This is a genomic window from Natronococcus occultus SP4, from assembly GCF_000328685.1.
GTDB lineage: Archaea > Halobacteriota > Halobacteria > Halobacteriales > Natrialbaceae > Natronococcus > Natronococcus occultus.
In genome coordinates this window covers 3,662,688-3,685,673 of the sequence record NC_019974.1, presented here as the reverse complement: position 1 = coordinate 3,685,673, position 22,986 = coordinate 3,662,688, and the positions used below count along the sequence as shown (strand labels likewise).

23 protein-coding genes and 1 pseudogene are annotated in these 22,986 nt (G+C 68.0%); 8 read left to right on the top strand and 16 right to left on the bottom strand.

What is annotated here, in order from left to right:
• Positions 1-50: 50 nt before the first annotated feature.
• Together NATOC_RS17900 and NATOC_RS17895 are read left to right on the top strand one after the other, a co-directional pair.
• Positions 51-365 carry a zinc ribbon domain-containing protein gene (locus NATOC_RS17900; RefSeq protein ID WP_015322895.1) on the top strand — a complete coding sequence of 105 codons (315 nt, stop codon included), beginning with the start codon at positions 51-53 and terminating at the stop codon, positions 363-365.
• A gap of 67 nt (positions 366-432) precedes the next feature.
• On the top strand, positions 433-990 hold the full coding sequence (locus NATOC_RS17895; protein WP_015322894.1) for a sugar O-acetyltransferase: 558 nt from the start codon (positions 433-435) through the stop codon (positions 988-990).
• 55 nt (positions 991-1,045) lie between these two features.
• On the opposite strand, the gene NATOC_RS17890 is transcribed toward NATOC_RS17895, so the two are convergent.
• The 4 genes from NATOC_RS17890 to NATOC_RS17875 all read right to left on the bottom strand — a co-directional run bounded on the left by NATOC_RS17890 (position 1,046) and on the right by NATOC_RS17875 (position 4,273).
• A complete protein-coding gene (locus NATOC_RS17890) occupies positions 1,046-1,357 on the bottom strand; it encodes an ASCH domain-containing protein (protein WP_015322893.1) in 312 nt (103 codons plus the stop codon).
• Between the two features lie 49 nt (positions 1,358-1,406).
• Positions 1,407-2,624, bottom strand: coding sequence for a metal-dependent hydrolase family protein (locus tag NATOC_RS17885; RefSeq protein ID WP_015322892.1), 1,218 nt, complete (start codon positions 2,622-2,624; stop codon positions 1,407-1,409).
• Positions 2,625-2,663: 39 nt separating this feature from the next.
• Positions 2,664-3,464 carry a hypothetical protein gene (locus tag NATOC_RS17880; protein WP_015322891.1) on the bottom strand — a complete coding sequence of 267 codons (801 nt, stop codon included), beginning with the start codon at positions 3,462-3,464 and terminating at the stop codon, positions 2,664-2,666.
• A gap of 176 nt (positions 3,465-3,640) precedes the next feature.
• Positions 3,641-4,273, bottom strand: a complete 633-nt coding sequence (locus NATOC_RS17875; RefSeq protein ID WP_015322890.1) for a hypothetical protein — start codon at positions 4,271-4,273, stop codon at positions 3,641-3,643.
• Positions 4,274-4,418: 145 nt separating this feature from the next.
• Between NATOC_RS17875 and NATOC_RS17870 the strand changes: the two genes are divergently transcribed.
• Complete coding sequence (locus tag NATOC_RS17870; protein ID WP_015322889.1) at positions 4,419-5,390, top strand: phosphoadenosine phosphosulfate reductase family protein; 972 nt, start codon at positions 4,419-4,421, stop codon at positions 5,388-5,390.
• Between the two features lie 423 nt (positions 5,391-5,813).
• Here the strand turns inward: NATOC_RS17870 and NATOC_RS17865 are convergent, their stop codons facing one another.
• The 5 genes and pseudogenes from NATOC_RS17865 to NATOC_RS17845 all read right to left on the bottom strand — a co-directional run bounded on the left by NATOC_RS17865 (position 5,814) and on the right by NATOC_RS17845 (position 9,475).
• Entirely contained in the window at positions 5,814-6,005 is a 192-nt protein-coding gene (locus NATOC_RS17865; RefSeq protein WP_015322888.1) for a DUF7333 family protein, read from the bottom strand.
• A 150-nt stretch (positions 6,006-6,155) separates the two neighbouring features.
• Complete coding sequence (locus tag NATOC_RS17860; RefSeq protein ID WP_015322887.1) at positions 6,156-6,947, bottom strand: 2-oxo acid dehydrogenase subunit E2; 792 nt, start codon at positions 6,945-6,947, stop codon at positions 6,156-6,158.
• A gap of 48 nt (positions 6,948-6,995) precedes the next feature.
• Positions 6,996-7,742: a hypothetical protein gene (locus NATOC_RS17855; protein ID WP_015322886.1), complete on the bottom strand. Its 747-nt coding sequence runs from the start codon at positions 7,740-7,742 to the stop codon at positions 6,996-6,998.
• Between the two features lie 55 nt (positions 7,743-7,797).
• A complete protein-coding gene (locus NATOC_RS17850; RefSeq protein ID WP_015322885.1) occupies positions 7,798-8,631 on the bottom strand; it encodes an aldo/keto reductase in 834 nt (277 codons plus the stop codon).
• Positions 8,632-8,735: 104 nt separating this feature from the next.
• Positions 8,736-9,475 (bottom strand): annotated as a pseudogene (locus tag NATOC_RS17845) (proteasome assembly chaperone family protein).
• An 84-nt stretch (positions 9,476-9,559) separates the two neighbouring features.
• Between NATOC_RS17845 and NATOC_RS17840 the strand changes: the two are divergent.
• Positions 9,560-10,468 (top strand): RsmB/NOP family class I SAM-dependent RNA methyltransferase, encoded by a 909-nt coding sequence (locus NATOC_RS17840; RefSeq protein ID WP_015322884.1) that lies wholly within the window; start codon positions 9,560-9,562, stop codon positions 10,466-10,468.
• Positions 10,468-11,016, top strand: coding sequence for a DUF7122 family protein (locus tag NATOC_RS17835; protein WP_015322883.1), 549 nt, complete (start codon positions 10,468-10,470; stop codon positions 11,014-11,016). Before NATOC_RS17840 ends, NATOC_RS17835 begins: the two co-directional genes overlap by 1 nt.
• Positions 11,017-11,261: 245 nt before the next feature.
• On the opposite strand, the gene NATOC_RS17830 is transcribed toward NATOC_RS17835, so the two are convergent.
• The 7 genes from NATOC_RS17830 to NATOC_RS23110 form a co-directional block, all read right to left on the bottom strand.
• Positions 11,262-13,391, bottom strand: coding sequence for an ABC transporter ATP-binding protein (locus NATOC_RS17830; RefSeq protein ID WP_015322882.1), 2,130 nt, complete (start codon positions 13,389-13,391; stop codon positions 11,262-11,264).
• Positions 13,392-13,397: 6 nt separating this feature from the next.
• Positions 13,398-14,324, bottom strand: coding sequence for a nickel transporter permease (gene nikC, locus NATOC_RS17825; RefSeq protein WP_015322881.1), 927 nt, complete (start codon positions 14,322-14,324; stop codon positions 13,398-13,400).
• Positions 14,321-15,265, bottom strand: a complete 945-nt coding sequence (nikB, locus tag NATOC_RS17820; RefSeq protein WP_015322880.1) for a nickel ABC transporter permease — start codon at positions 15,263-15,265, stop codon at positions 14,321-14,323. The genes nikC and nikB overlap by 4 nt, the downstream gene beginning before the upstream one ends.
• A 3-nt stretch (positions 15,266-15,268) precedes the next feature.
• Positions 15,269-16,816, bottom strand: a complete 1,548-nt coding sequence (locus NATOC_RS17815) for an ABC transporter substrate-binding protein (protein WP_015322879.1) — start codon at positions 16,814-16,816, stop codon at positions 15,269-15,271.
• A gap of 338 nt (positions 16,817-17,154) precedes the next feature.
• On the bottom strand, positions 17,155-18,720 hold the full coding sequence (locus tag NATOC_RS17810; protein ID WP_015322878.1) for a DUF790 family protein: 1,566 nt from the start codon (positions 18,718-18,720) through the stop codon (positions 17,155-17,157).
• A 136-nt stretch (positions 18,721-18,856) separates the two neighbouring features.
• On the bottom strand, positions 18,857-20,332 hold the full coding sequence (locus NATOC_RS17805) for a sodium/proline symporter (protein ID WP_015322877.1): 1,476 nt from the start codon (positions 20,330-20,332) through the stop codon (positions 18,857-18,859).
• Between the two features lies 1 nt (position 20,333).
• Positions 20,334-20,468 carry a hypothetical protein gene (locus NATOC_RS23110; protein WP_015322876.1) on the bottom strand — a complete coding sequence of 45 codons (135 nt, stop codon included), beginning with the start codon at positions 20,466-20,468 and terminating at the stop codon, positions 20,334-20,336.
• A 160-nt stretch (positions 20,469-20,628) separates the two neighbouring features.
• On the opposite strand from NATOC_RS23110, the gene NATOC_RS17800 reads away from it, so the two are divergent.
• From NATOC_RS17800 to NATOC_RS17790, 3 genes are read left to right on the top strand one after another with little or no spacing between them, the layout of a single operon-like run.
• Entirely contained in the window at positions 20,629-20,997 is a 369-nt protein-coding gene (locus NATOC_RS17800) for a sensory rhodopsin transducer (protein ID WP_015322875.1), read from the top strand.
• A 2-nt stretch (positions 20,998-20,999) separates the two neighbouring features.
• Complete coding sequence (locus NATOC_RS17795) at positions 21,000-22,304, top strand: D-arabinono-1,4-lactone oxidase (RefSeq protein ID WP_015322874.1); 1,305 nt, start codon at positions 21,000-21,002, stop codon at positions 22,302-22,304.
• On the top strand, positions 22,301-22,690 hold the full coding sequence (locus tag NATOC_RS17790) for a sensory rhodopsin transducer (protein ID WP_015322873.1): 390 nt from the start codon (positions 22,301-22,303) through the stop codon (positions 22,688-22,690). The genes NATOC_RS17795 and NATOC_RS17790 overlap by 4 nt, the downstream gene beginning before the upstream one ends.
• The last annotated feature ends 296 nt before the right edge of the window (positions 22,691-22,986 follow it).

The following is a 22,986-nucleotide window of genomic DNA, read 5'->3' as shown; positions in this document are numbered from 1 at the left end:
CGAAGTCCGACCGACAGTAGAGCTATTCCGTCCGTTCCCGTACCCGAACTATGCTCGATCCGGGTAGCTACGGGATCGTCGGGCGACTCGCGCTCGCGGCGTTCGTCTCGGTCGCGCCGACGCTGCTCTTTCTCGGACTGGTCCGGGGCCTCGAGCGGCTACGGGACGACGCCCTGCTGCTCGAGTTACGCCACCGCGAGGACGTCGACGTCTCACCGAACGACGACGTCCTCGACGTCCTCGCCGACGGCCTCGAGTTCGACCGCGCCGACCGCTCGGAGTACCGGTGTCCGTCCTGCGAGACCCCAAACGACTCGAACGCGCGGTACTGTCGCGAGTGTCTGGCTCAGCTCGCGGAGGGCTAGCGAGGCGGTCGCCGCCGCGAATCGCGTCGATCGGGACGCCTATCTGCGCCCCGCGCCGATCGACCGTATGGCCAGCGAACGGGAGAAGATGCTCGCCGGCGAGGCGTACGATCCCTCGGACCCCGAACTCGCCGCGGCCCGCGAGCGTGCCGGAGCGCTGTGTCGGCTGTACAACCGGACGACCGCGAGCGACCGTGAGAGTCGGGAGCTCGTCCTCCAGGAGCTGTTCGGCGCCGTCGGCGAGGGCCCGCAGGTCGAACCCCCGTTCCGGTGTGACTACGGCGACCAGATCGCCGTCGGGGACGAGTTCTTCGCGAACTTCGGCTGTGTCGTTCTGGACGTGCGTTCGGTAACCGTCGGCGATCGGTGTCTGCTCGGCCCTGGCGTCCACGTCTACACCGCGACCCATCCTCTCGAAGCTGCCGCCCGCGCCGAGGGAGTGGAGTACGGTGACCCCGTCAGCGTCGGGGACGACGTCTGGATCGGCGGGCAGGCAGTGTTGAACCCGGGCGTCAGCGTCGGCGACCGATCGGTCGTCGCCTCGGGCGCCGTCGTCACCCGGGACGTCCCGGCGGACGTCGTCGTTGCCGGGAACCCCGCGGAGGTCGTGCGGGAACTCGACTGACGGCCGACCGGAGCGACGACTGCAGGAACTGCGAACGGAGAACGGAAGGGGACGATCAGTCGACGGGCTCGAATCGGTGCAGGAACGCAGTGTTCTCATCGTCCCACTCGGTGCCGTGCGTGCGCTCGATCCGTCGCTTGTAGGCCTCGAGATCCGACGACCCCTCGGCGCGGGCGTCCTCGTCGGTCAGGTCGCCGAGCCGTCGTTCCGTCACCTCGACGAGTTCGAAGGTCGTCCCCTCGATCTCGAAGCTGTCACCCTCCGCGGCGTGTCTATCCCCGCGATGGATCTGGGTAACCTCGCCCTCGAGAGCGCTCGTTCGGAGCCGTTCGGCCGGCAGCAGGTCGCTCGCGTCGATCGTTCCCATGGACGGAGCTTCGGCCCGCGAAGAATAATGCTGTCGGTGACTCGAGGTCCTACAGACCGACCGGTTCCCCGTCGACGTACACCGTCTCGGGGGTTCGGATCGCCTCGAGGTCCTCGCAGGGATCGCCGACGAGCGCGAGGACGTCCCCGCGGTTACCGACCTCGAGGGTTCCGACGTCGTCGTCGGGGATCGTTCGCGCGGCGATCCGGGTCGCCGACTGGAGCGCCTCGTGTTCGCTCATGCCGATCTCCTCGACCAGCAGCTCGAGTTCGAGGGCGTTCTCGCCATGGGGGACCGGCTCGGGGCCGAGGAAGTCCGTCCCAGTCGCGATCGGGACGTCGTTCTCGTAGGCCCGCCGGACGGAGTCGAGGTGGGCCTCGCTCGCCTCGCGGGCCTTCTCGAGTCCGTAGTCGGGAACGCCGTGGTCGGCGCCGTGCTCGAGCAGCCGGTGCATGATCGACAGCGTCGGGACGAACGTCGCACCGGTCTCTTCGAACAGCTCGAGACACTCCTCGTCGACCCAGAACCCGTGTTCGATTGTGTCGACGCCGTTGCGGAGCGCGGCCTTGATCCCCGGTGCCCCCTGGGCGTGGGAGGCGACCGGGATCCCTACCCGGTGGGCCTCCTCGACGAACGCCCGGATCTCGGCGTCGGTGAACTGGCTCTGGTCGGGGGCGTCCTTCTCGCTCAACACCCCGCCGGTCGTCATGATCTTGAGGACGTCGACGCCGTTACGGATCCGCTTGCGGGCCTCTTTCCGACACTCGTCGGCACCGTCGGCGAGCGTCGCGAGCGATCCCTCGCCGGTCGCGGCCCACTCGTAGGGCAGAAAGTGGGAGTCGCCGTGGCCCCCGGTCTGGCTGATGCTCTGTGCGCTCGTAAACACCCGCGGACCCGGGATCGTCCCCTCGGCGACGGCCTCTCGCAGCCCCAGCCCGGTCGTCGAACCGACGTCCCTGACGGCGGTAAAGCCCGCCGCTAGCAGCGAGCGCAGGTCGGCCGTCGCTCGCGCGGTACCGAGCTCCGAGGACTCGGTGGTCCAGACGAGCGGGTTCATCGTTCGGGTCCCCTGAAGGTGGACGTGGGCGTCGATCAGTCCCGGCGCGACCGCGGGGTAGGTGTCGTGGGCAGCGTCCGGTGGCGCAGCGACGTCCTCGCGGGGGCCGACGGCGTCGATCGCGCCCTCCTCGTCGACCACCAGTCGGCCGTCGTCGATCGGCTCCGCGTCCAGTCCCGTCACGAGAACGTCGGCGTCGATAACTCGCATACGCAAGTAGTTCCGGAGGACGGGAATAGTAGTTGTGCGTTACTGGCTCTGTGATTCCTCGGCCGGCTCCCGTCCGAGCAGCGCCAGCCCGACGTCGCCGTCAGGTGAGCGGGCGGTCGGCGGGGTCGGCTCGGCACGAGCGAGTTCGACCCCCAGCTCCCGGCCCAGGTCGGCGTCGTCCTCGAGGACGAGCCGCACCGTCCCCCCGTCGACGGTAGCGATCGTCAGCTGCGTCTTCCGACTGCGGCCGAGCTCGATCCCTTCGAGGACGGCGGCAACCCGGGGCGCGGCCGCGAGGATCGCCAGTCCGCCGACCGTCGCGAACGCGAACAGCGACGCCGACAGCGCGGGCACGACGGCCGCGACGATAGCAAGCGAGAGGACGGCACACCCGCCGGCACCGACGACCAGCTGGCGGTCGGCTCCGTCGAGTCCCGTCGCTTCGCGAGCCCGGTAGGTCGACGCGACCGCCGTCGCGGCGACGAGGCCGACCGTCGTCGTGAGCGCGCCACCCAGCGGTCCCGCGCCGACGGCAGAGCCGACCGCGACGAGGACGCCGATCACCGCGAGCACGGCACCGACGCCACCGACCAGCAGGGCGTCCTCGGTCCGGTACCGGTACTCCCACCTGCTCCGGGGGCGGCTGCGAACCGCGCTGACGTACTCGTAGCGTACGTCGGCGAAGGCGCCGTCCTCGGCGAGACAGAGCAGCCGTCGGTCGGTGAGGCCGACGGTCACCGGTCCCGAGGCGGGTTCGCCGAGGAACGTCGCGCTCGCGAGGGTTCGAACCGACTCGTCCTCGCCCACGTGTCTCGCGAGTCGATCTTCGGGGAACGTCATCGCTCGACGCTGTGCCGACGAGGGACAAAGTAAGCCACTGCCTTCTTCGTTCGCACGGCGAGCGCGAGCGCCCGGGCGCGAACGAGCCGAGACCGCCACAGCCCCGACCGTGCCGGGGGCTCGGTGGGTAACCACAGCATTACCGGGCGTCCTCGGGAGCGGACGAGTCCGCAGCGCTACCGTGTCGCCGTCGAGTCCTCGCGGCGCCGGGGGAACAGGAGTCGCGGAACGGCCCGGACCAGCCGCGGGAGCGAGAACAGCCCGAACTGCGAGAGGAGACCGACCGCGACGAGGAGTAGAAACGCGGGCGACGTAACCTCGAACAGCAGCGGGTCGAGCGTCAGCGACTCGCGGGCCGCGAGGATCCCCTCGGGGGTGAGCGACCGGGAGGCGAGCGCGGCGCCGAGGACGGCTGTAAGCGCGGCGGTGACCCACCGCGTGAGCACCAGCCCGAGGACGGCGGCGACGAGGCCGACGGCGACGGCACCACCCAGTTCGGGAAGCCAGCCGTCTGCGGCGGCGCTCGAGGAGAGTGTGGAGACCGCGAGGCCGGTCCCGACGACGAACGCCAGCAGCGAGACGGCGACCGACAGGAGCAGGTAGCTTCCGAGGCCGCCGACGGCCGCGCCGAGAACGGCGGCGACGCCCGCGCCGACACCCTCGAGTCCGAGCGCGGGGCCGACCAGATACCCCGCGCCGGCGCCCGCGGTGAGGCCGACGGCGACGATTCCGTACACCGAGAGCGCAGTGCCGGAGAGCAGGAGGGCGATCCCGGCGAGGACGAACGCGGCGGCGACCGCATCGATCATGGTGAGTGTTCTCGCGCCCGGATAAATAAACGATTTGTTCACTCGGTGACAGCCGACCTGTCGATGGGGAGCGTCCGGAGTTCCGACAGAGGTTTCCGGTCCCACAAACGGTTTATCCCTCCTAATTATATCTAATTACAGTACGATGACCGAGAGCTTCCCCGACTACGTCGACGTGAACTACGACGACGGCGAGGGTCAGGATCCCGAGGACTACCCCCATATCAACGAGAAAATCGAGAAGGCCGTCGAGGTCACCCGCCAGGGCCTCGAACAGTACGAGAACCCGGCGGTCATGTGGACCGGCGGCAAGGACTCGACGCTCGTGTTGTACTTCGTCAAGGAGGTCGCCGACCGCTACGACCTCGAGGTGCCGCCGGCGATCTTTATCGACCACTACCAGCATTTCGACGAGGTCCACGACTTCGTCGACGACTGGGCCGAGAAGTGGGATCTGGACGTGATCTACGCGCGCAACGAGGACGTCGGCGAGTACGTCGACGAGCACGACCTCGAACCCGGCGACGAGATCGAGATCGAGGAACTGAACGAACAGAACCAGCACCACGTTCGGGACCTGCTCGAGTACGAGGACGACACCTTCCCGTTCCTGCTGGACACCTACGTCGGCAACCACCTGCTGAAGACGGTCGCGCTGAACAACGCCCTGGAGGAGCACGACGTCGACGGCGTCATCTCCGGCGTTCGCTGGGACGAACAGGAGGCTCGCGCCGACGAGACGTTCTTCTCGCCGCGCCACGACCCCGACATCTACCCGCCCCACGACCGCATCCAGTCCATCCTGCAGTTCGAGGAGGCCGCAGTGTGGGAGGCGTTCTGGAACTTCGTGGTGCCGGACACCGTCCCCGAGTTCCCGGACGAGGGCTACGTCCCCGAAGGGAAGGACGACCTGCCGGAGGGGCTCGAGCCCCGCGACACACCCGTCTCGCCGAAGTACTGGGAAGGGTTCCGCTCGCTGGGTAGCGAGATCAGCACGGAGAAGACCGAGGACGACCCCGCCTGGCTCCAGGACCTCGAGGGGACGACCGAGCGCGCGGGCCGCGCCCAGGACAAGGAGGACCTGATGGAGCGCCTGCGCGACCTCGGGTATATGTAGGCGACGCCGCGCTCGCGCACCGACGATCGAACGACCGCCGTTTTCGGTCCGAACTCGACCGACCAGCAACGCGTTTCATCGGCCTCCGCCCTGGGGCGTCTGGGTCGACGGCACCTTCCGTTGTGGCGGTGGGGAGCGGACGCGGCGGGTCCGCAACCTCGAGCGAAACCCCGATATCGTCGTCCACCGCGAGGACGCCGAGGAGGTCATCATTCTCGAGGGGCAGGCCGAACGGATCGACGAGGAGATAGCCTCGTCCGGAACCGTCGAGCGACCCGACGCGGCCTACGAGGAGAAGTACGGCGTTCGGCACGGACCGCCGTTCTTCCGGGTCCGTCCGGACGTCGCGTTCGCGTGGTCGGAGTTTCCGACCGACGCGACTCGCTGGACGTTCGACGAGGAACCCTGAAACGACGATTCCGGCTACTTGGTGGCCCGATACTGGCCGTGTTTGATCCCGATCAGCAGCATGATACCGCCGAAGACCACCATCGACGGCACGACCATCATCAGGATACTGTCGGTCGCCATCATGTCCGAGGCGATCATTCCGACCGCGCCGAGCGTGATCAGCGCGATAAACGTCGCCGCCGTGGTTGGTAGATCGAACTCCATACGTAATCGTGGGACGGCGAAGCCCCAAAGGGTATCGGAAACCGGCAGTCCGATCGACTTGACGCTTGGTCTGGACCGAACCTATTCGGGTTCGACAGCTCCACCGAGCTACACGGCTCTGCGGATGGAACTCTCTCGCTTTCGGAGCCTCTACGTCTCGAGGTCCGTTTCCAGCCCGTCGGCCCCCTCGACGAGCTCCGTCAGTCGTCGCACGAACCGGGCCGCGGGCGCGCCGTCGACGACGTCGTGATCGACCGTCACGGTGAGATCGAGGAGCTCCCGGGGAACGACCTCCCCGTCGACGACCCTCGGCTTGCGCTCGATGCCGCCGACCGTGAGCTGCAGCGCGTAGTTCGTCGGCGCAACCGCCCAGCCACCGCCGGCACCGAACATGCCGATCGAGGTCACCGCGACGGTGCCGGTGACGCGCTTCCAGCGCCGGGGGAAGGTCCGTGGCAGCCGCCAGAACAGCCGCCGAACGGGGCCGGGGAGTCGCAGTCCCGCGGCCGACAGGGCACTCCGTCGGCCCGCGTTCGGATCCGTCTGGGCCGCCCGGATCTCCTCGTGGATCGACTCGAGCGAGCGCCGGTTCGCTGCCCTGAGGACGTGCGGGACGACGATCCGCTCACCGTCGATCTCCCGTTCGATCAGGACGTTCACGTCGACGTCCTCGAACCGAACGAGTCGGCCCCGCCAGTCGCGGTACGTCTGGACGTTCGGATGGTCGTCGATCGCCCGGGCCAGACACAGGACCAGAAACGCCGTGAAGGAGCGTCGGGTTCCCGTTCGGTCCTCGTGGTCGCGGATGCGCCGCCGGGCTTCGGTGACGTCGAGTTCGACGAGCCCGTGGACGACGCTCCGTCGGCCGGCCGTCCGCATGTAGTCGACGGTGCCGCGTCGCCCCAGGGGGAAGGATTCGATCGTCGCGTCGCTCTCGTCCATAGTCGCCCCACCACGAGGACGACCATCCATCTTCGCGCGCCGAGCCGATTAGCTCGACGGACGCACGAGGTTCGCCAGCGCGACCGCACCCCCCAGCAGCCACCCCAGCGGGAACGCGATCGCGGTCCACATCGCTGCGTAGGCCGTGCCAGCGAGTTCGAAGTTCGCCCGGAGCAGTTCGTTTATCCCGCCGACGGCCAGGGGCCCCTCGAGCAACTGAACGGCGAACGCGTAGCTGGGTTCGAGGACGACGTCCTCGAGCGACGGGGTCACGAGCGCGGCGACGACCGGCGGCAAAAAGAGTGCGGTCAGCGCGAACGGGTACGCGAGCAGCACCGAGACGGGCCGACCCCCGATCCGCGAGCAGGCGGCCGCCAGTGCCGTCGATCCCGTGGCGACGACACCGGCCGCGGCGACCGCGAGGACGGCCTCGGGCTCGAGCCGGAGGTGGGCGAGGGCCGTCAGCCCGCCCCACGCGAGGACGGCGAGGGCGGTGACGCCGGCGATTCCGAGCCGGGTTCGGGTCGAGTCCAGCGTCGCCGCGTAGTAGCGGGTCGCGAAGCCGAGAACGGTAAGCGGGTACAGCGCCAGCAGGCCGAGCGCGCCGACGATCCCCCAGCCGTAGTAGCCGACCTGCTGGGGCGTCGTCTCGGGGGTCCACCGACCCATGACGGCGTGACCGCGGCCGCGCTGTCTGGGGAAGACGAGCGCCATCCAGCCGTCGTGGAGCCGCCGGAGATCCGTCCTGATTTCCTCGAGGACGCCGGCGTCACCCTTCCGTGTCCGGGTTGCCATGCGACCCGCGACGAGTCGAGAAAAGGTAAGCTTTCTTGCTATTCAGGCAGCCGTACTAGTTCCAGGGGGCGAAGTCCGGATCGACCTCGCGGCTGACCTCGTCGATGGCGTCGATCGTGTCGATATCCGAGCGGTCGAGTTCGACCAGCAGCGACTCCCAGTTGTCCTCGATGTGGTCCTCGCCGGTCGCCTTCGGGATCGCGACGATACCCTTCTCGCGCAGCCAGGCGAGGCTGACCTGGGCCTCGCTGACGCCGTGTCGGGACGCGACCTCCTCGAGCCCGTCGTGGTTGAAGACCTGGCCGCGGGCCAGCGGCGAGTAGGCGACGACGTCGACGTCGTAGCTCTCGCAGGCCTCGCGCAGGTCCTCCTGGGGAAGCAGCGGGTGAAGCTCGACCTGGTTGGCCGCGATCGGGGCGTCACAGACGTCGATCGCCGTCTCGAGGTCCTCGGCCATGAAGTTGCTGACGCCGACGTTCTCGATCAGCCCCTCGTCGTACAGCTCCGCGAACGCCGAGAGGGTCTCCTCGGGGTCGTACTCCCCGGCGGGCCAGTGAACGTACAGCATGTCGAGGTAATCGACGCCGAGACGGTCCATGCTCTCTCGGGCCGTCTCTTTGACGTCCTCGTAGCCGAGGTTGTCGATCCAGATCTTCGTCGCGAGGAAGACCTCCTCGCGGTCGACGTCGGCGTTCGCGAGCCCCTCGCCGACGGCGTCCTCGTTGCCGTAGGCCTGTGCCGTGTCGATGTGACGGTACCCTCGCTCGAGGGCGTTCCGGACGCTCTCGGCGCACTGTTCAGGGTCGTCGTTTTCCCAGGTGCCGAGCCCGAGCATCGGGGTTCCGTTCGACGTCGTCGGACAGAAGTCGGGAGCGATTTGGTCTGCCATGTCCGAAGGATTCGTCAGGACCCGAAAAGGGGTTGGGATTGCGTGAGCAAGATCGCCGCTTTCGGGTGTCAACGTCCCTCACAGCCGAAAGCCCGGACGTCCCCTCACTGGTACATTCGCAACGGCTGGGCCTGCGTGCTTTCGTCCTGGCTCAGCTCCTGCATCTGCCGGGCGAACTGCTCGCGTTGCTCCCGGATCTCCTCGGCGCGATTCACCAGCTCCCCGACGTCGATCGAGACGTCCGCGATCGGGGCGACCCCGTCCTCGAGCAGCACGCTCGCGGCCTCGGGATCCGGAAACTGCGGACTCGAGTCGACGATCAGCCCGAGGCTGTCGTCGCCGTTCTGTGCGGCGCGGTTGAGCAGAGCGCCCGTCGGGCCGCTGACGACGCCGTCCTCCGGCGGGGCGTCGATGTCGTGGTTCGCGAGGACGTCGTCCTTGCTCCCGGTGGCGATCCCGTACAGCGAGGGTTGCTCCTCGCGCTCGGCGGGCAGCCCGCTGAGGTAGATCGGGCGGGCTTCCTGCTGGTCGATCCATCCCGAGACGCAGTTCGTAACCGGGTCGACGGCGTCGGCCCGGATCGGCGCGTCGCTCTGGAGCGCCAGCAGCTCGTGGTCCTCGCTGGCGTAGATCCGAACCGGAGGGCGCGCCCGCCCCTCCCGCCCCGGTAGGTCACGACGCGAGGGAGCCCCTCGCAGTCCAGACTCGCGTAGTACTCCATCTCGAGCTCTTTGATCAGGTGGTCCGTCGCGATCTTGCCGACGAGCCCGACGCCGGGAAACCCTTCGACGAGCGTCGGGTTCTCGAGCGATACCTCCGATCCCTGTCGCTGAATCCCTGCCATGTGTTATCTGTCGGCGGTAACCGACATAAAGCCGCGGCCAGCGCTTCGAAACCCACAAGCGACGGGGTCTCGAACCCGCGGGCAATGGAGCCACTCGAGCGGTATCGACCGATCGTCGACGACTTCGAGGCGTTTCTCGCCGCCTGCGAGCGCCCGCTCGGCAACGCCGTCCGGGTGAACACGATCAAGGCCACCGTCGATCGGGCGAGGGCCGTCCTCGAAGCCGAGGACGTCGGCTACGAGGGAGCCGACTGGAACCCACGCGTGTTGCGCCTGGAGACCGACTCGCCGGGCTCGACCTGGGCGTCGTTTCACGGCTATACCCACGGTCAGGAGGAGGTGTCGGCAGTTCCGGCGACCGTCCTCGACCCCGAGCCCGGCGAGCGGGTCTGGGACTGCTGTGCGGCTCCCGGCGGGAAGGCGACCCAGCTCGCTGCGCTGATGGACGACCGGGGCACCGTCGTCGCCAACGACAGCAACCTCGGTCGGATCTCGGCGCTGCGCTTTAACGCCGAGCGGCTTGGCGCGACGAGCCTCGCGGTCACGAACGACGACGCCCGCAACTACTCGCTCGAGCGGTTCGACTTCGAGGAGTTCGATCGCAGCCTCGTCGACGCCCCCTGTTCTTGCGAGGGGACGATCCGGAAGAACCCCGACGCGCTCGACGGCTGGTCGGAGGGCTATCTCGACGAAGTCTCGGGGATCCAGAAAGGTATTCTTCGGCGGGCGGTCCAGGCCACTCGCGAGGACGGCACCGTCGTTTACTCGACGTGTACGTTCGCCCCCGAGGAGAACGAGGCGGTCATCCAGCACGTCCTCGAAGAGGAGGACTGTCGGGTCGTCGACTTCGACCTCGGCCTCGAGCACTCGCCCGGACTCACCGAGTGGGACGGCGAGGAGTACGACGAGCGTCTCGAGAAAGCGGCCCGGATCTACCCCCACCAGAACGATACGGGCGGCTTTTTCGTCGCGAAGCTGGAGGTGACCGCCTGATGGGTGACGACGCTACGGACGACCGGACGAGCGACGCGGAGCTCGCCGACAACGACGGCCAGCGCTTCGGCCGCCTTCCCGCGACCGCGGCCGAGCGAACCGTCGAGGGCCGAGTCAGTCGCGAGGACGTCCTCGAGTACTTCGCGGATCGGTTCGGAATCGCGCCCGAGACGTTCGACGACTACACGTTCTGGGAGAAGGGTGCGGGCAAGATCTGGATCTACGGCGGCACGGCCCCGAGTCCGATCACGATCGAGGCGATCGGGATGACCTGCCTGCGTACCCGTCAGGAGCACTGGAAGCCGACGACGGACTTCGTCCAGCGGTTCGGCCGTCACGCCGAAGACTGCGTGATCGAACTCGAGCGAGACGAAGCACGGGCGTTCGCCGCGGGCGAGGACCAGGAGCTCGAGCGCTGGGACGGCGACTGGGGGTACCTGATCGCCGCCCACGAGATCGGGGGAGCGCTCGCGCCGATCGGGATCGGGCTCTACGTTCACGGCGAGTTGCGCTCGATGGTGCCGAAGGGGCGCCAGCGGGAGCTCTAGCGACGACTCGTAGTACGGCTTTTTGTTGGCTGTTGGTCGTGACCGAGATGTGCTCTGTCTCCACCACGACGCTGCTAAAACCACTGATGGTTGATATGATGGTGGCCGGAAGCCCACGACTTTAGTCGTGGAGGAGATCAAAGAAGAACCTGCGTTCGGTTCGCCCTCTCTCTACGTAACGGTTTGTGCGACTGAGATTCAGTTCGAGACTGACCGACGAAACCGGAGTCCCAGCGACTGTTAGGTCATCGCGGGTTCGGCGTTTCCGGGACGTCGTCCGCGTCGCCGTCGGCGTTCGCGTTTTGCTCCGCGATCGCTTCTGCAAAGTGACATTTTGAACGGGCGTCGCCGACCGCCCTGACCGACGGCTCGTCGCGCTCACACTCGGGTTCCGCCGCCGGACACCGGGTGTGGAACGAACAGCCCCCGGGCGGGTCGGCCGGGCTCGGAATCTCCCCCCCGAGCGTCGGGCACGGCTCGTCGGTGGGGTCGAGCGACGGAATCGCGTCAAGCAGCGCCCGTGTGTAGGGGTGGCTCGGACGATCGAACAGCTGCGCCGCGGAGCCGACCTCGACGAGTTCTCCCAGGTACATCACCGCGATGCGGTCGGCGACGTGCTCGATCACGTCCAGATCGTGGGAGATCAGCAGGTACGTCAGCTCGAGGTCGGCCCGAAGCTCCAGCAGGAGGTTGAGGATCCTGGCCTGCACGGAGGCGTCGAGCGCCGAGACGGGCTCGTCGAGGACGAGCAGGTCGGGATCGAGCGCGAGCGCCCGGGCGATCGCGACGCGCTGGACCTGCCCGCCGGAGAGTTCGTGGGGATACTTCTCTGTGTGGTCCTCGGACAGCCCGACGCGCTCGAGCAGCGACGCGACGCGATCGGCCCGGTCGCGCTCGGGCCAGCCGTGGGTCCGGAGCGGCTCGGCGACCGCCTCGGCGGCCGTGAGCCGCGGATTGAGGCTCGATCTGGGGTTCTGGAAGACGACGCCGACGTCGGCGAGCGTCTCCGGGTCGCGATCGGCGGCGGGGCCGACCGCCTCGCCGTCGAACCGGACCGTCCCCGCCGTCGGCGCCTCGAGCCCGGTAACGAGGCCGGCAAGGGTGGATTTGCCGCTGCCGCTCTCGCCGACGAGCCCGAGGACTTCGCCCGCGCCGATCTCGAGGGAGACGTCCTCGACGGCGCCGAGGGTTCGGGTGTCGCCGAGGACGCGATCGAGGAGCCCGTCGTCGAGTGCGTAGCGCTTCGAGACGGTCTCGAGTTCGACCCGCGGGCGTTGGGCGGTGGCGTCGTCCGTCGATCGATCGCGTCGGTCGCTCTCGGCGCCGATCTCCGTCGGCTCCTGTTCGATCGTTGAACCGGACTCGAGCGCGATCGGTTCGCCACAGGCGGCTCGCCCCTCACCGAGGTCGACGACGGGAACGTCGCCGCGTCGACAGCGGTCCGTGGCGTGTTCGCAGCGGGGCGCGAACGGACAGCCGCTCGTCTCGCCGTGGCGTTCGGGGACCGTCCCTTCGATCGTCGGCAGGCGGGTTTTGGGCTCGGCGGTCTGGGTCAGACACGACAGTAGCGCGCGGGTGTAGGGGTGGCGCGGGTCCGCGAGGACGCGATCGGTCGGCCCCGTCTCCATCACCTCGCCGGCGTACATCACGACGACGCGATCACAGAGCTCCGCGACGACGCCGAGGTCGTGGGTGATCAACAGCACCGCGAGCCCGCGCTCGCGGTTGAGCCGACGGAGCAGGTCGAGGATCCCCGCCTGCGTCGTCGTATCCAGGGCCGTCGTCGGTTCGTCGGCGATCAATAGTTCGGGTTCCGAGGCCAGCGCGATCGCGAGGCCGGCCCGCTGGCGCATCCCGCCCGAGAGCTCGTGGGGGTAGGCGTCGACCCGGTCCTCGGGACTCGCGATTCCGACCTGCTCCATCAGTTCGACCGCGCGCTCGCGCTTTGCCGCCCAGTCCGAACGGTTGCCGAACAGTGGCGCGTGGAGGTACTCGCGCAGACGCTGGCGGTCGTCGTCGTGGACCTTCAGCGCCTCGGCGATCTGCTCGCCGACGTCGAAGACGGGGTTCAGCGTCTCGGTCGGGTCCTGGAACGCCATCGAGACCGTCTCCCCGCGGAGCCGGCGGAGCTGGCGCTCGCTCGCGGTCGTCACTTCGGTGCCGGCCAGCTCGATCGAGCCCGCGACGACCTCGCCCGGGTCCTCGAGGCCGACGATCGATCTGGCGGTGACGGACTTGCCGCAGCCGCTCTCGCCGACGATACCGACGATCTCGCCCTCGTCGACGGTGAAGGTGGCGCCGTCGACGGCGCGGACGGCGCCGTCGTAGCTATCGAACTGGGTGTGCAGGTTCTCGACTGAGAGGAGTTCACTCACGGATGATCACGTCGGTTTCTCCACGTTGGCTTCGTGTTTCGGATCGAGCAGGTCCCGCAGCCCGTCGCCGAGAAGGTTGAACCCGAGGACGGTACATACGATCGCGAGTCCGGGGACGTTCGCCAGCCACCAGGCCTCCCGGAGGTGGTGGCGGCCGGCCGACAGCATCGTCCCCCACTCGGGGGTCGGCGGCTGGGCGCCGAGTCCGATAAAGGAGAGTCCGGTCGTCGCGAGCACGACCGTCCCCATGTTCAGCGTCGCGAGGACGATCACCGGACTGGCGACGTTCGGCAGGAGGTGGCAAACGGCGATCCGGGTCCGGGAGACGCCCATCAGCCGGGCCGCGTCGACGAACGGTCGCTCCTTCGTCGAGAGGACGCTGCCGCGAACGACCCGGGCGTAGGAGGCCCAGCCGACGACCGCGAGCGCGATCATGACGTTGCGGAGGCTGGGGTCGAGGATCCCCGCGATCACCAGCGCGAGCACCAGCCCGGGGAAGGCGAGCTGGACGTCGACCAGTCGCATCAACAGCTCGTCGATCCAGCCGCCGGCGTAGCCCGCGATCAGCCCGATCGCCGTTCCAAGGACGAGCCTGATCCCGGTGACCGCGACGGCGATGCCGAGCGAGATCCGGGCGCCGTACAGCAGCCGCGAGAGCAGGTCCCGGCCGAGCTGGTCCGTCCCGAACGGGTGGGTCCGCGAAGGGGGTTGCAGCCGCTTGGCGAGGTCCTGGGCGGTCGGATCGTAGGGGGCGACAATGGGGCCGATCACGGCCGCGGTCGCCACGGCCGCGACGAGTGCGAGCCCGACGACGGTAAGCGGGTTCGCGAGGAAGGCCCGGAGCTCGCGGGAGTCACGGAGCGAGCGGTAGCGGCGACGAACGCTCGCTGGAATCGCCGAGTCGGCGTCGCGGGTCGCGGCGTCGCCGCTCACGCGGTCTCACCCCCGAGTGTGACGCGGGGATCGAGGTAGCGGTAGGCGAGGTCGACAAGCAGGTTCGATCCCACGAAGACGACGGCCGTGACGAGCGCGATCCCCTGGACGACGGGGTAGTCCCGATCGAAGACGGCGTCGACGAGGACCATCCCCAGCCCCGGTCGCTGGAAGACGATCTCGACGACGACGGCACCGTTCAGCAGCGAGCCGAACTGGAGGCCGACGATCGTCACGACCGGGAGCAGGGCGTTCCGGAGCGCGTGTTTGTAGACGACGATTCGCTCGCAAAGTCCCTTCGAGCGGGCCGTGTCGACGTAGGCCTCGTCGAGGACCTCGAGCATCGAGGTTCTGATCAACCGAGTGAGGACGGCCGCCATCCCAGTGCCGAGCGTGATCGCCGGCAACACGAGCTGTGCGGGGCTGCCGGCGCCGGCCACCGGGAGCACCCCGAGCACGAGGGCGAACACGAGAATGAGCAGGTAGCCCAGCCAGAAGTTCGGCATCGACACGCCGATCAGCGCGCCGAGCTGGCTCGCGACGTCGACGCCGGAGCCCGGGTGGACCGCGCTCGCGATGCCCGCGGGAACCGCAAGGACAAGCGCGACGACCATCGCCGCGGCGGCCAGCTCGAGGGTCGCCGGTAGCGCCTCGACGATCAGCGACGAGACCGCGGTGTCGCTGTAGTACGAGGTGCCAAGATCGCCCCGGAGGACGTCCGTCAGCCAGTCGGCGTACTGAACCGGGAACGGCGAGTCGAGGCCCTGTTCGGCCTCGAAGGCGGCGATCTCCGCGGCGGAGGGCTGGCGCTCGAGGCGCTCGCGCAGGATGATCTCGGCGGGGTTGCCCGGCGTCAGGTAGATCAACCCGTAGGTGACAACGGAGACGCCGAACATGACGAGCAGCGAGGTCCCCAGCCGGTAGGCGAGGTAGTTGCGCATCGGTTATCGCTCGAGCTCGCGCCAGTCGGCGAACCGGTCGATCGGGTGGAGATCGATCCCCTCAAGGTCGGCGTCGGCGGCGACGACGTCCTCGAGGTAACAAAGCGGAACGACGACGCTCTCCTCGAGGAGCCGGACCTGGGCCTCGATGTAGGCCTCCCGCTTCTCGTCGGGATCGGTCGACTGAAACGCGGTTTCGATCAGCTCGTCGACTTCGCCGCCGAGGTTGTGGACGCCGGTGCCCTCGGCCTCGTAGCGGTCGGTATTGTCGATGCCCTCGGAGTGGAAGTTCTCCCACATGATGTAGTCGGCGGCCGGGCTGTTCGACTGGGTACTCGCGAGGTCGAGGTGGAACTCGCCGCGACCGGTCCGGTCCTGGTAGGAGGCCGACTCGAGGACCTCGATGTCGAGCTCGACGCCGATCTCCTCGACGTTCGCTTCGAGGACCTGGGCGATCAGCTCGCCGTCGTCCATCTCGTTGGAGACCAGGCAGGTCAGCGCCTCGCCGTCGTAGGTCGACTCCGAGACGAGCTCGGCCGCGGCGTCGAGATCCCGCTCGTAGCTCGGCAGGTCGTCGGCGTCGCCCGCCCAGTCGATCACCGTCGAGATCGGGCCGTCGGCCGGCACCCCGATCCCCTCGAGGACCGAGTCGACGATCTCCGCCTGGGAGACCGCGTAGTTGAGCGCCCGGCGCAGCGTCGGGTCGTCGGTCGGCTCCCGGTAGAGGTTGATCGCGAGGAAGTACGACCCCGGGGACTGCTGGGTGTGGACCTCGACGTCCTCGTCGTCCCGAAGCGACGAGACCCGGCTCTTCGCGGGGTCGAAGACGACGTCGGCGTCGCCCGACTCGAGGAGGTTCGTCCGCGTCGTCGCGTCCTCGGCCGCGCGGAACGTCAGCCCGTCCGGGTTCGGCTCGCCGCCCCAGTACTCCTCGTGGACGCCGAGCTCGAGGGACTGGCCGCCGTCGACCGACTCGAGGGTGAAGGGGCCGCTCCCGACCACGTCGCCGTTCCACGGGTCGGCCGACGGCGGGTGGATGTCGATCATGTTGTGGGCGATCGTCCCCGGAAAGCCCGAGAACGGCTCCGTGTTCTCGAACGCGACGGTGTAGTCGTCGACCTTCTCGACGCTGCCGGGCTCGAGGTGGAGCCAGCCGTAGACGAAGTCGCCGTACTCCGTCAGGATGTCGTCCTCGAAGGAGTGGACGACGTCGTCGGCGGTCAGCTCCTCGCCGTTGTGGAAGACCACGTCCTCGCGGAGCTCGAACACCCACGTCGTCTCGCTCGTTGCCTCCCAGCCGGTCGCGAGCCAGGGTTCTGGCTGCATCTCCTCGGTCCCCCACACGAGCGGTTCGACGACGCGGGTCCAGTACGGCGTCATCCCGCCCCACCGCTCCCAGTCGTCGCCCGAACCGGTCGGATCCAGGTGGGGAACGATGGTAAACGTCTGTTCCTCGTCGTCGGCCGCTCCCTCGGCGCAGCCGGCCAGCCCGGCGACGGTTCCCGCGGCGATACCTCCGAGCGTCTCCCGTCTCGAGATGCGTCCTGTCATTCGCGGCGAGCGTTCGGTACTCGGTTCCTCTTCATAAAACTACTCAAACTGACTTGCACTAATTCATCCACAGTTGTGTAGGCTTCGCCCTGCCCCATTTGATGTTAAGGTAGAAACTCTATTTAATAACTATTGCTATTTGAATACGTCTTCTTAATATAGAAACGAGTCGTCGGACACTACTCACGACAGTATCGGCCCCGAGTCGGCTCGGACGCCATCGGTTCCGAAAACTAGCGAGATTCGACCGATGGGTTGCGACGACCGCAGCTGGAGCCGACGGATCCCGAAGCTGGCCACGGCATGACGACCGTCACCGCTCCGGAGCCAGCGGGTCCTCACTCTCGCTCGACGATCGTCCCGCCCGCCAGCCCCTCCCACTCGACGCGGTAGCCCAGCTCCGAGAGGATGGCACTGGCGTCGGCGATCCCGTAGGACTCGAGGACGGTCTCGGCCTCGGACAGCGAGGAGCCGGCCTCGATCTCCTCGCCTAGCTCTTCGAGGACGGACGGACGAACCAGCGTCCGCCCGACCCGTTCGTGCTCGGGGACGGCGACGTCGGCCAGGGCGTCCTCGCCGACCCCCCGATCTGCGGCCAGCTCGGCGAGCGAGACGACGTCCGCGTCGGGCCGCAGCTCGTCGGGTAAGGCGGCCGCGCTCTCGGCGACGAGCTGGCGTTCGTACTCCCGGAGGGCGTCGGCGACGTCCTTGACGCGAACCGACCCGGAGTAGGGGATCGCCCGAAACTCCCGCGCTGCGATCTCCTCGCCGACGCCAAGCGACTCGTCGACGGCGACGATCAGCTCGACGTCCTCGAGATCGGCGAGCTGGGCGAGTTTCTTCTCGACGTACTCGGGCGTCCAGAAGCCCATAATCTCGAAGAAGACCCGGAAATCGGAGCGGCTACCGTCGGACGAGTCCGACGAGCCGCTGCGGGCGGAGCCCGCGGGACGGTAGTCGAACGCGAAGTCGGGGATCATCACCCGGGTCCCGGTTTCGAGCGGTTCGGGCTCGCGGACGAGCTCCCAGTCGAGATCCAGGCTCGAGAAGCGCCCGGCGAAGTCGGCCTCGACGCTGCTGTCGAAGGAGACGTCCGCGACCGGCTCGGCGTCCGGCACCCGTACGGGATCGTCCTCGGAGAGCTCGAGGACGCGCTCGGTGCCCCGATCGTCGATCGTCGCCGCGAGGCGCCACTCGCCGGCCTTCGCGATCGTCCGCAGGAGGCGGGCGAACCGGGTGCCGTAGCGGCGCGTGGCGCGAAAGAGGTGGGTGGGCCCGGTGACGACGACCTCGCGGTCGCTCGGGCCCTCCGCGTCGGTCTTCCTGATCTCGTACATCAGTCGCAGGCGCTTGATCGCCGACACCAGCGCCTTCGGATCGCTCGACCTGACTCGGAGCTCGGTCGCGTCGAACAGCGCCGTCTGGGCCAGCGAGAGGTTGTACTGCGCGACGAGGTCGTCGGGCTCCCACCGGGGGTCGACCGCGGCGAGGACCTGCCGTTCCTCGAGGTCGGCGTACAGCGCCCGCTCGAGGACGTCGGCCGACAGCCCGAGCCCGTCGGCCGCGCGGACCAGCGCCGCCTCCCGTTGCTCGTCGGTGACGACGCCGACGTCCTCGGCCGCCTCGAAGGTCGCCCGCCGGGCGCGTTCGGGATCGATCTCGGCGTCGGTCTCGAAGGTCGCGTCGCGCTCGAGCAGGGCCGAAAAGCCCCGAACGAGCTTGAAGTGGTCCGCGTCGCGTTCGAGATCGGTCAGGGCGTCCTCGAGCTCCTCGCGGGTGTGACCGACGTGTCCCTGGTAGGTCCCGATGACGCGGGCGGCGAGGGGACGGTGCTCGCGGCCTGCGAACTGCGGGTGGTATCCTCCGCCAGCCCGTGAGACGCGAAGCAGGTCCTTCGTCAGCATTCGAGGGAGTCTCGGCGCGGCGAACGCAAAAGTTGACCGACCGCGGGATCGTGCGCTTACACGTTTTGCTGGAGGTCGTCTCCGGTGCGACCGCGATCAGTACAGTCATACCGGCAAACCGTCACAGCAGTCCGTATCAGTCGTCCGCGGGCGACGCGTCGCCCGCACCCGGCTCGGGAACGTCGGCGACGTCGGAACCGGTGCCCGAGGTGGCGAACGTGACGCCGACGATCGCGGCGATACAGATCGGCCAGACGAACAGCGAGTAGTGCTCGGGCGTGATCCACCCCGCACCGAACGTCGCCACCAGACCGGTGACGATCCCGGTCAGGACGGCTTCGCCGGTCGTTCGCTCCCAGAACAGCATAAACAGCAGCGGGAGTCCGAACGTGGCGCCGAGACCGACGTACGCGAACTCGATGATCTCGAAGATCGTTCCGGGCTGGACGAACGCGAGTGCAACGCCACCCAGCGCCAGGACGCCGACGGTCCCCCGCCCGAGCAGGATGAGCCGGGCCGAGCTCGCGTTCGGATCGATCTTCTCCTCGTAGAACCGGGTGAAGTCGGAGGACGCGACCAGCAGCATCGAGTCCGACGTCGAGAGGATCGCGGAGACGATCGCCGCGAGCAGGACGCCCGCGATCAGCTCCGGGAAGAAGTCGACGATAGCCATCATCGCGACGTTCTCGGGGTTGTCGACGGAGCCGTAGAGGACGCGGCCGGCAGCGCCGATCAGCAGCGGCACCGTCAGTCTGAGCGACTGGAAGGAGACCGAGATGACCGACGCGGGGCTGAGCAGCCGCTCCGAGCGGATCGCCTGGAGCCGCATCAGCGAGTGGGGCTGCCCGATGGTCCCGAACGCGAACGTCACCAGCCCGAGCGCCGACAGCAGGAACGCCTGTCCGGCCAGTCCGGCGGACATCTCGAGCAGCGCCGCGTCCTCGACGGCTGCCGCCTCGGTGACGAACGCCGACCAGCCGCCGATCTCGGCGATCATCAACACCGGCAGCGTCACCGCGGCGACGAAGATGAGGACCCCCTGGAAGACGTCGGTCCAGATGGAGGCGTTAAACCCCCCGAGCATCGTGTACAGGCCGACGATGACGCCGCCGACGGCGATCGCGACCGCGTAGTCGATACCGATCCCGGTGTCCATCGCCTCGCCGACGGCGATGATCTGGGCGCCGACGTAGGCGCCCATAAACAGCAGGATCGAAACCGTCGCGACCACCCGAACGTACGTGCTGAGCCTGGCGTCCTCGACCGCGAGCGAGAGGTGGTCGGCGATCGTGATGCTTCCCAGCTGCTCGGACTGGCGGCGAAACCGCGAGCCGACGTAGCGGTACATGAAGACGATGATGAAGATCATCGTGATCGAGAACCACAGGCCGTGGATCCCGGTCAGAAAGCCCATCCCGACCCAGGCGAAAAAGGTCCAGCCGCTGGCGACGGAGGACACTTCGGAGATCGCGACCGGCCAGGCCCCGACGTCCCGATCCGCGAGAAGGTACTCGGAAAGCCGGTTCGTCTCCGTCGTCACGAAGAAGTACGCCCCGATCGCCAGCAGGACGAGCAGATACGCGCCGAAGGTGAGCTGTATCGTCGACACCATTTTACCGCCTCCCCAGGACCGAGACGTAGCCGTCGTTGGTCGTTCGATCGATCCAGTACAGGACGAGCGTCGCGATCGGGAGTGCCACCATCACGAACAGCGCGACGGCGGTTCCCGTGGGTACTCCCAGCACCATGGGTGAAGCTGGCACACAGCGACGGTATATAGCTATCGACTCGCCCGGAGTCGGGCGGTTTTGTCTCGGGCCGCGACCGCGTCGGACTCGCGAGGCGCGGGTCCTCGCCTGAGGGTACAGGCCGGTTCGTTATCCACGTGCCCGCCGTCACTACAGGACGATGACCGGAAAACACACCTGGGCGATTCCGGAAGGGTATATCCCCGAAGAGAGCACCGGCCCCGAGCCGGAGATGGAGAGTCATGAGACCGTCTGTGTCCTGAACACGACCGACGAGGACGCGACGATCGAACTCACCTGCTACTTCACCGATCGCGAACCCGTCGGCCCATACGAGCTGACCGTCCCCGCCGAGCGAACCCGACACTTCCGGTTTAACGAACTCGAGGACCCCGAACCGATCCCGAAAGGCGAGGACTTCGCGAGCGTGATCGAGTCCGACGTGCCGGTGGTCTGCCAGCACACCCGGCTGGACTCGCGCCAGGCAGAGAACGCCTTGCTCACGACGATGGCGCATCCGGGTGAGTGACGATGGGCCCGGAGTCGGACGAGGAAATCACGGACGAAGACGCCGACGCCGAGGAGTGGACGAACTGGTCGGGAAGCGTCTCGTTTCAGCCGGCACAGATCCTCGAGCCCGAGAGCGAGTCCGAACTGCAGGAGATCGTTCGTCGGTGCGCCGAGGAGGACAGAACCGTCCGCGTCGCCGGCGCGGGCCACTCCTGGACGCCCGTCGTGAGGACCGACGACGTCGTCGTCTCGCTGACGAACCTGACCGGAGTCGTCTCCCATGACTCCGAGGCGAAGACGGCGACGCTGTACGCCGGGACGACGCTCGAGGAGGCAGGGACCGAACTGCACGATCGAAACCTCGCGCTGCCGAACCTCGGCGACGTCACGATGCAGACCGTCGCTGGAGCGTTCGGTACCGGTACGCACGGAACGGGTCCCGAATTCGAGAACCTCGCGGGCTCGTTCGTCGGCGGGCGGATGGTCACCGGGACCGGCGAGATCCGCGAGTTCGACGCCGACTCCGATCCCGACCTGCTGCGGGCGGCGCGGGTATCGCTCGGAACGCTCGGGATCTTTACCGAAGTGACGCTCGACCTGCAGACGACCTACAAGCTCCAGCGCCGCGAGTACTGTACGAGCTGGCGCGAGTGTCGGGACCATCTCCCTGACCTGATCGAGGAAAACCGCAACTTCGACTGCTACTGGTACCCCCGCTCCGACGAGGTGAAGCTGCGCCTGCTCAACGCGCCCGGCGGGGGGACCGACCACGAGGACCTGTCCTACGCAACGCTCGTCGAGGACCAGACCGGCTGGTGGCAGGAGACGATCCCCGAGCACGACGACATCGGCCGCGAGTTCGACGAGATGGAGTACGCCGTTCCGATCGAGGACGGGTTCGACTGTCTCGAGGAGGTCCGCGAACGAGTCCGCGAGAACTGGCGGGCCGACGTCGGCTGGCGGCTGCTCGTCCGCACCGTCGCGGCCGACGACGCGATGCTCTCGACGGAGTACGACCGCGACGTGATGACGATCTCGTGCATCCAGAACGCCGAGCTCGACCACTGGCCGTACTTCGAGGACGTCGAACCGATCTTCCACGAGTACGACGGCCGCCCCCACTGGGGGAAGAAACACACGCTCCGGGCGCCCGAACTCAGCGAACTGTACCCCGAGTGGGAGCGATTTCAGGCGCTGCGCCGTGAGCTGGATCCCGGGGGCGTGTTCATGACGGACTACCTGGAGGAGCTGCTGGGAGCGACGGCTGGCGACGGTGAGCAGACCGACGATGCACCGACGGCCGAGCCAGTCGAGGGTGAACCATGACCGACGAGGACGCGACCGATCCGATCGGAGCGACGCGCTGGGAGCTCCCCGGCGGGCACGTGCCAGTCGACAGCACCGGCCCCGAACCGGAGATGGTCAGCCACGAGCGACTGTGTCTGCTCAACGCCGGCGACGAGATGGCGACCCTCGAGGTGACCCTCCAGTACGCGGACGGCAACGAGGCGGGCCCATACCCGCTGAGCGTCGCTGCTCGCCGCGTCCGCCACGTCCGGATTAACGACCTGATCGACCCGTACGCGCCGCCGCTGGGCGAGGAGTACGGAATCGTCGTCGAGTCGAACGTGCCGGTCGTCGTCCAGTGGAGCCGCCAGGATACCCGCCAATCGGAGAACGCGGGCCTCTCGACGCTCGCCTACGGCGAGTGAGTCCGTCCTCGAGCCTGCCGCTATCGATCCGCCACGCGAGTCGCTCGTACGGGTCCTGTCGAGCTGTCGAAACGCGATCGCCGCGAGCCGACCCCGATCGACAGCCGAACGCGCCGTCGCAGTTGACACTCAGTAGTGTTTTCCTATTGACAACTATTTGGGAGACGATGACGTACGTCGACTGCCCGGCAGCCGGACGGCAGACGGGCGTCTCACGGAGGTCCCAGAACCATGCATATCGTTCGATTCGACGCCGTACCAACCCGAACGGAACCGAACGCGGCCGAACAGTCCTC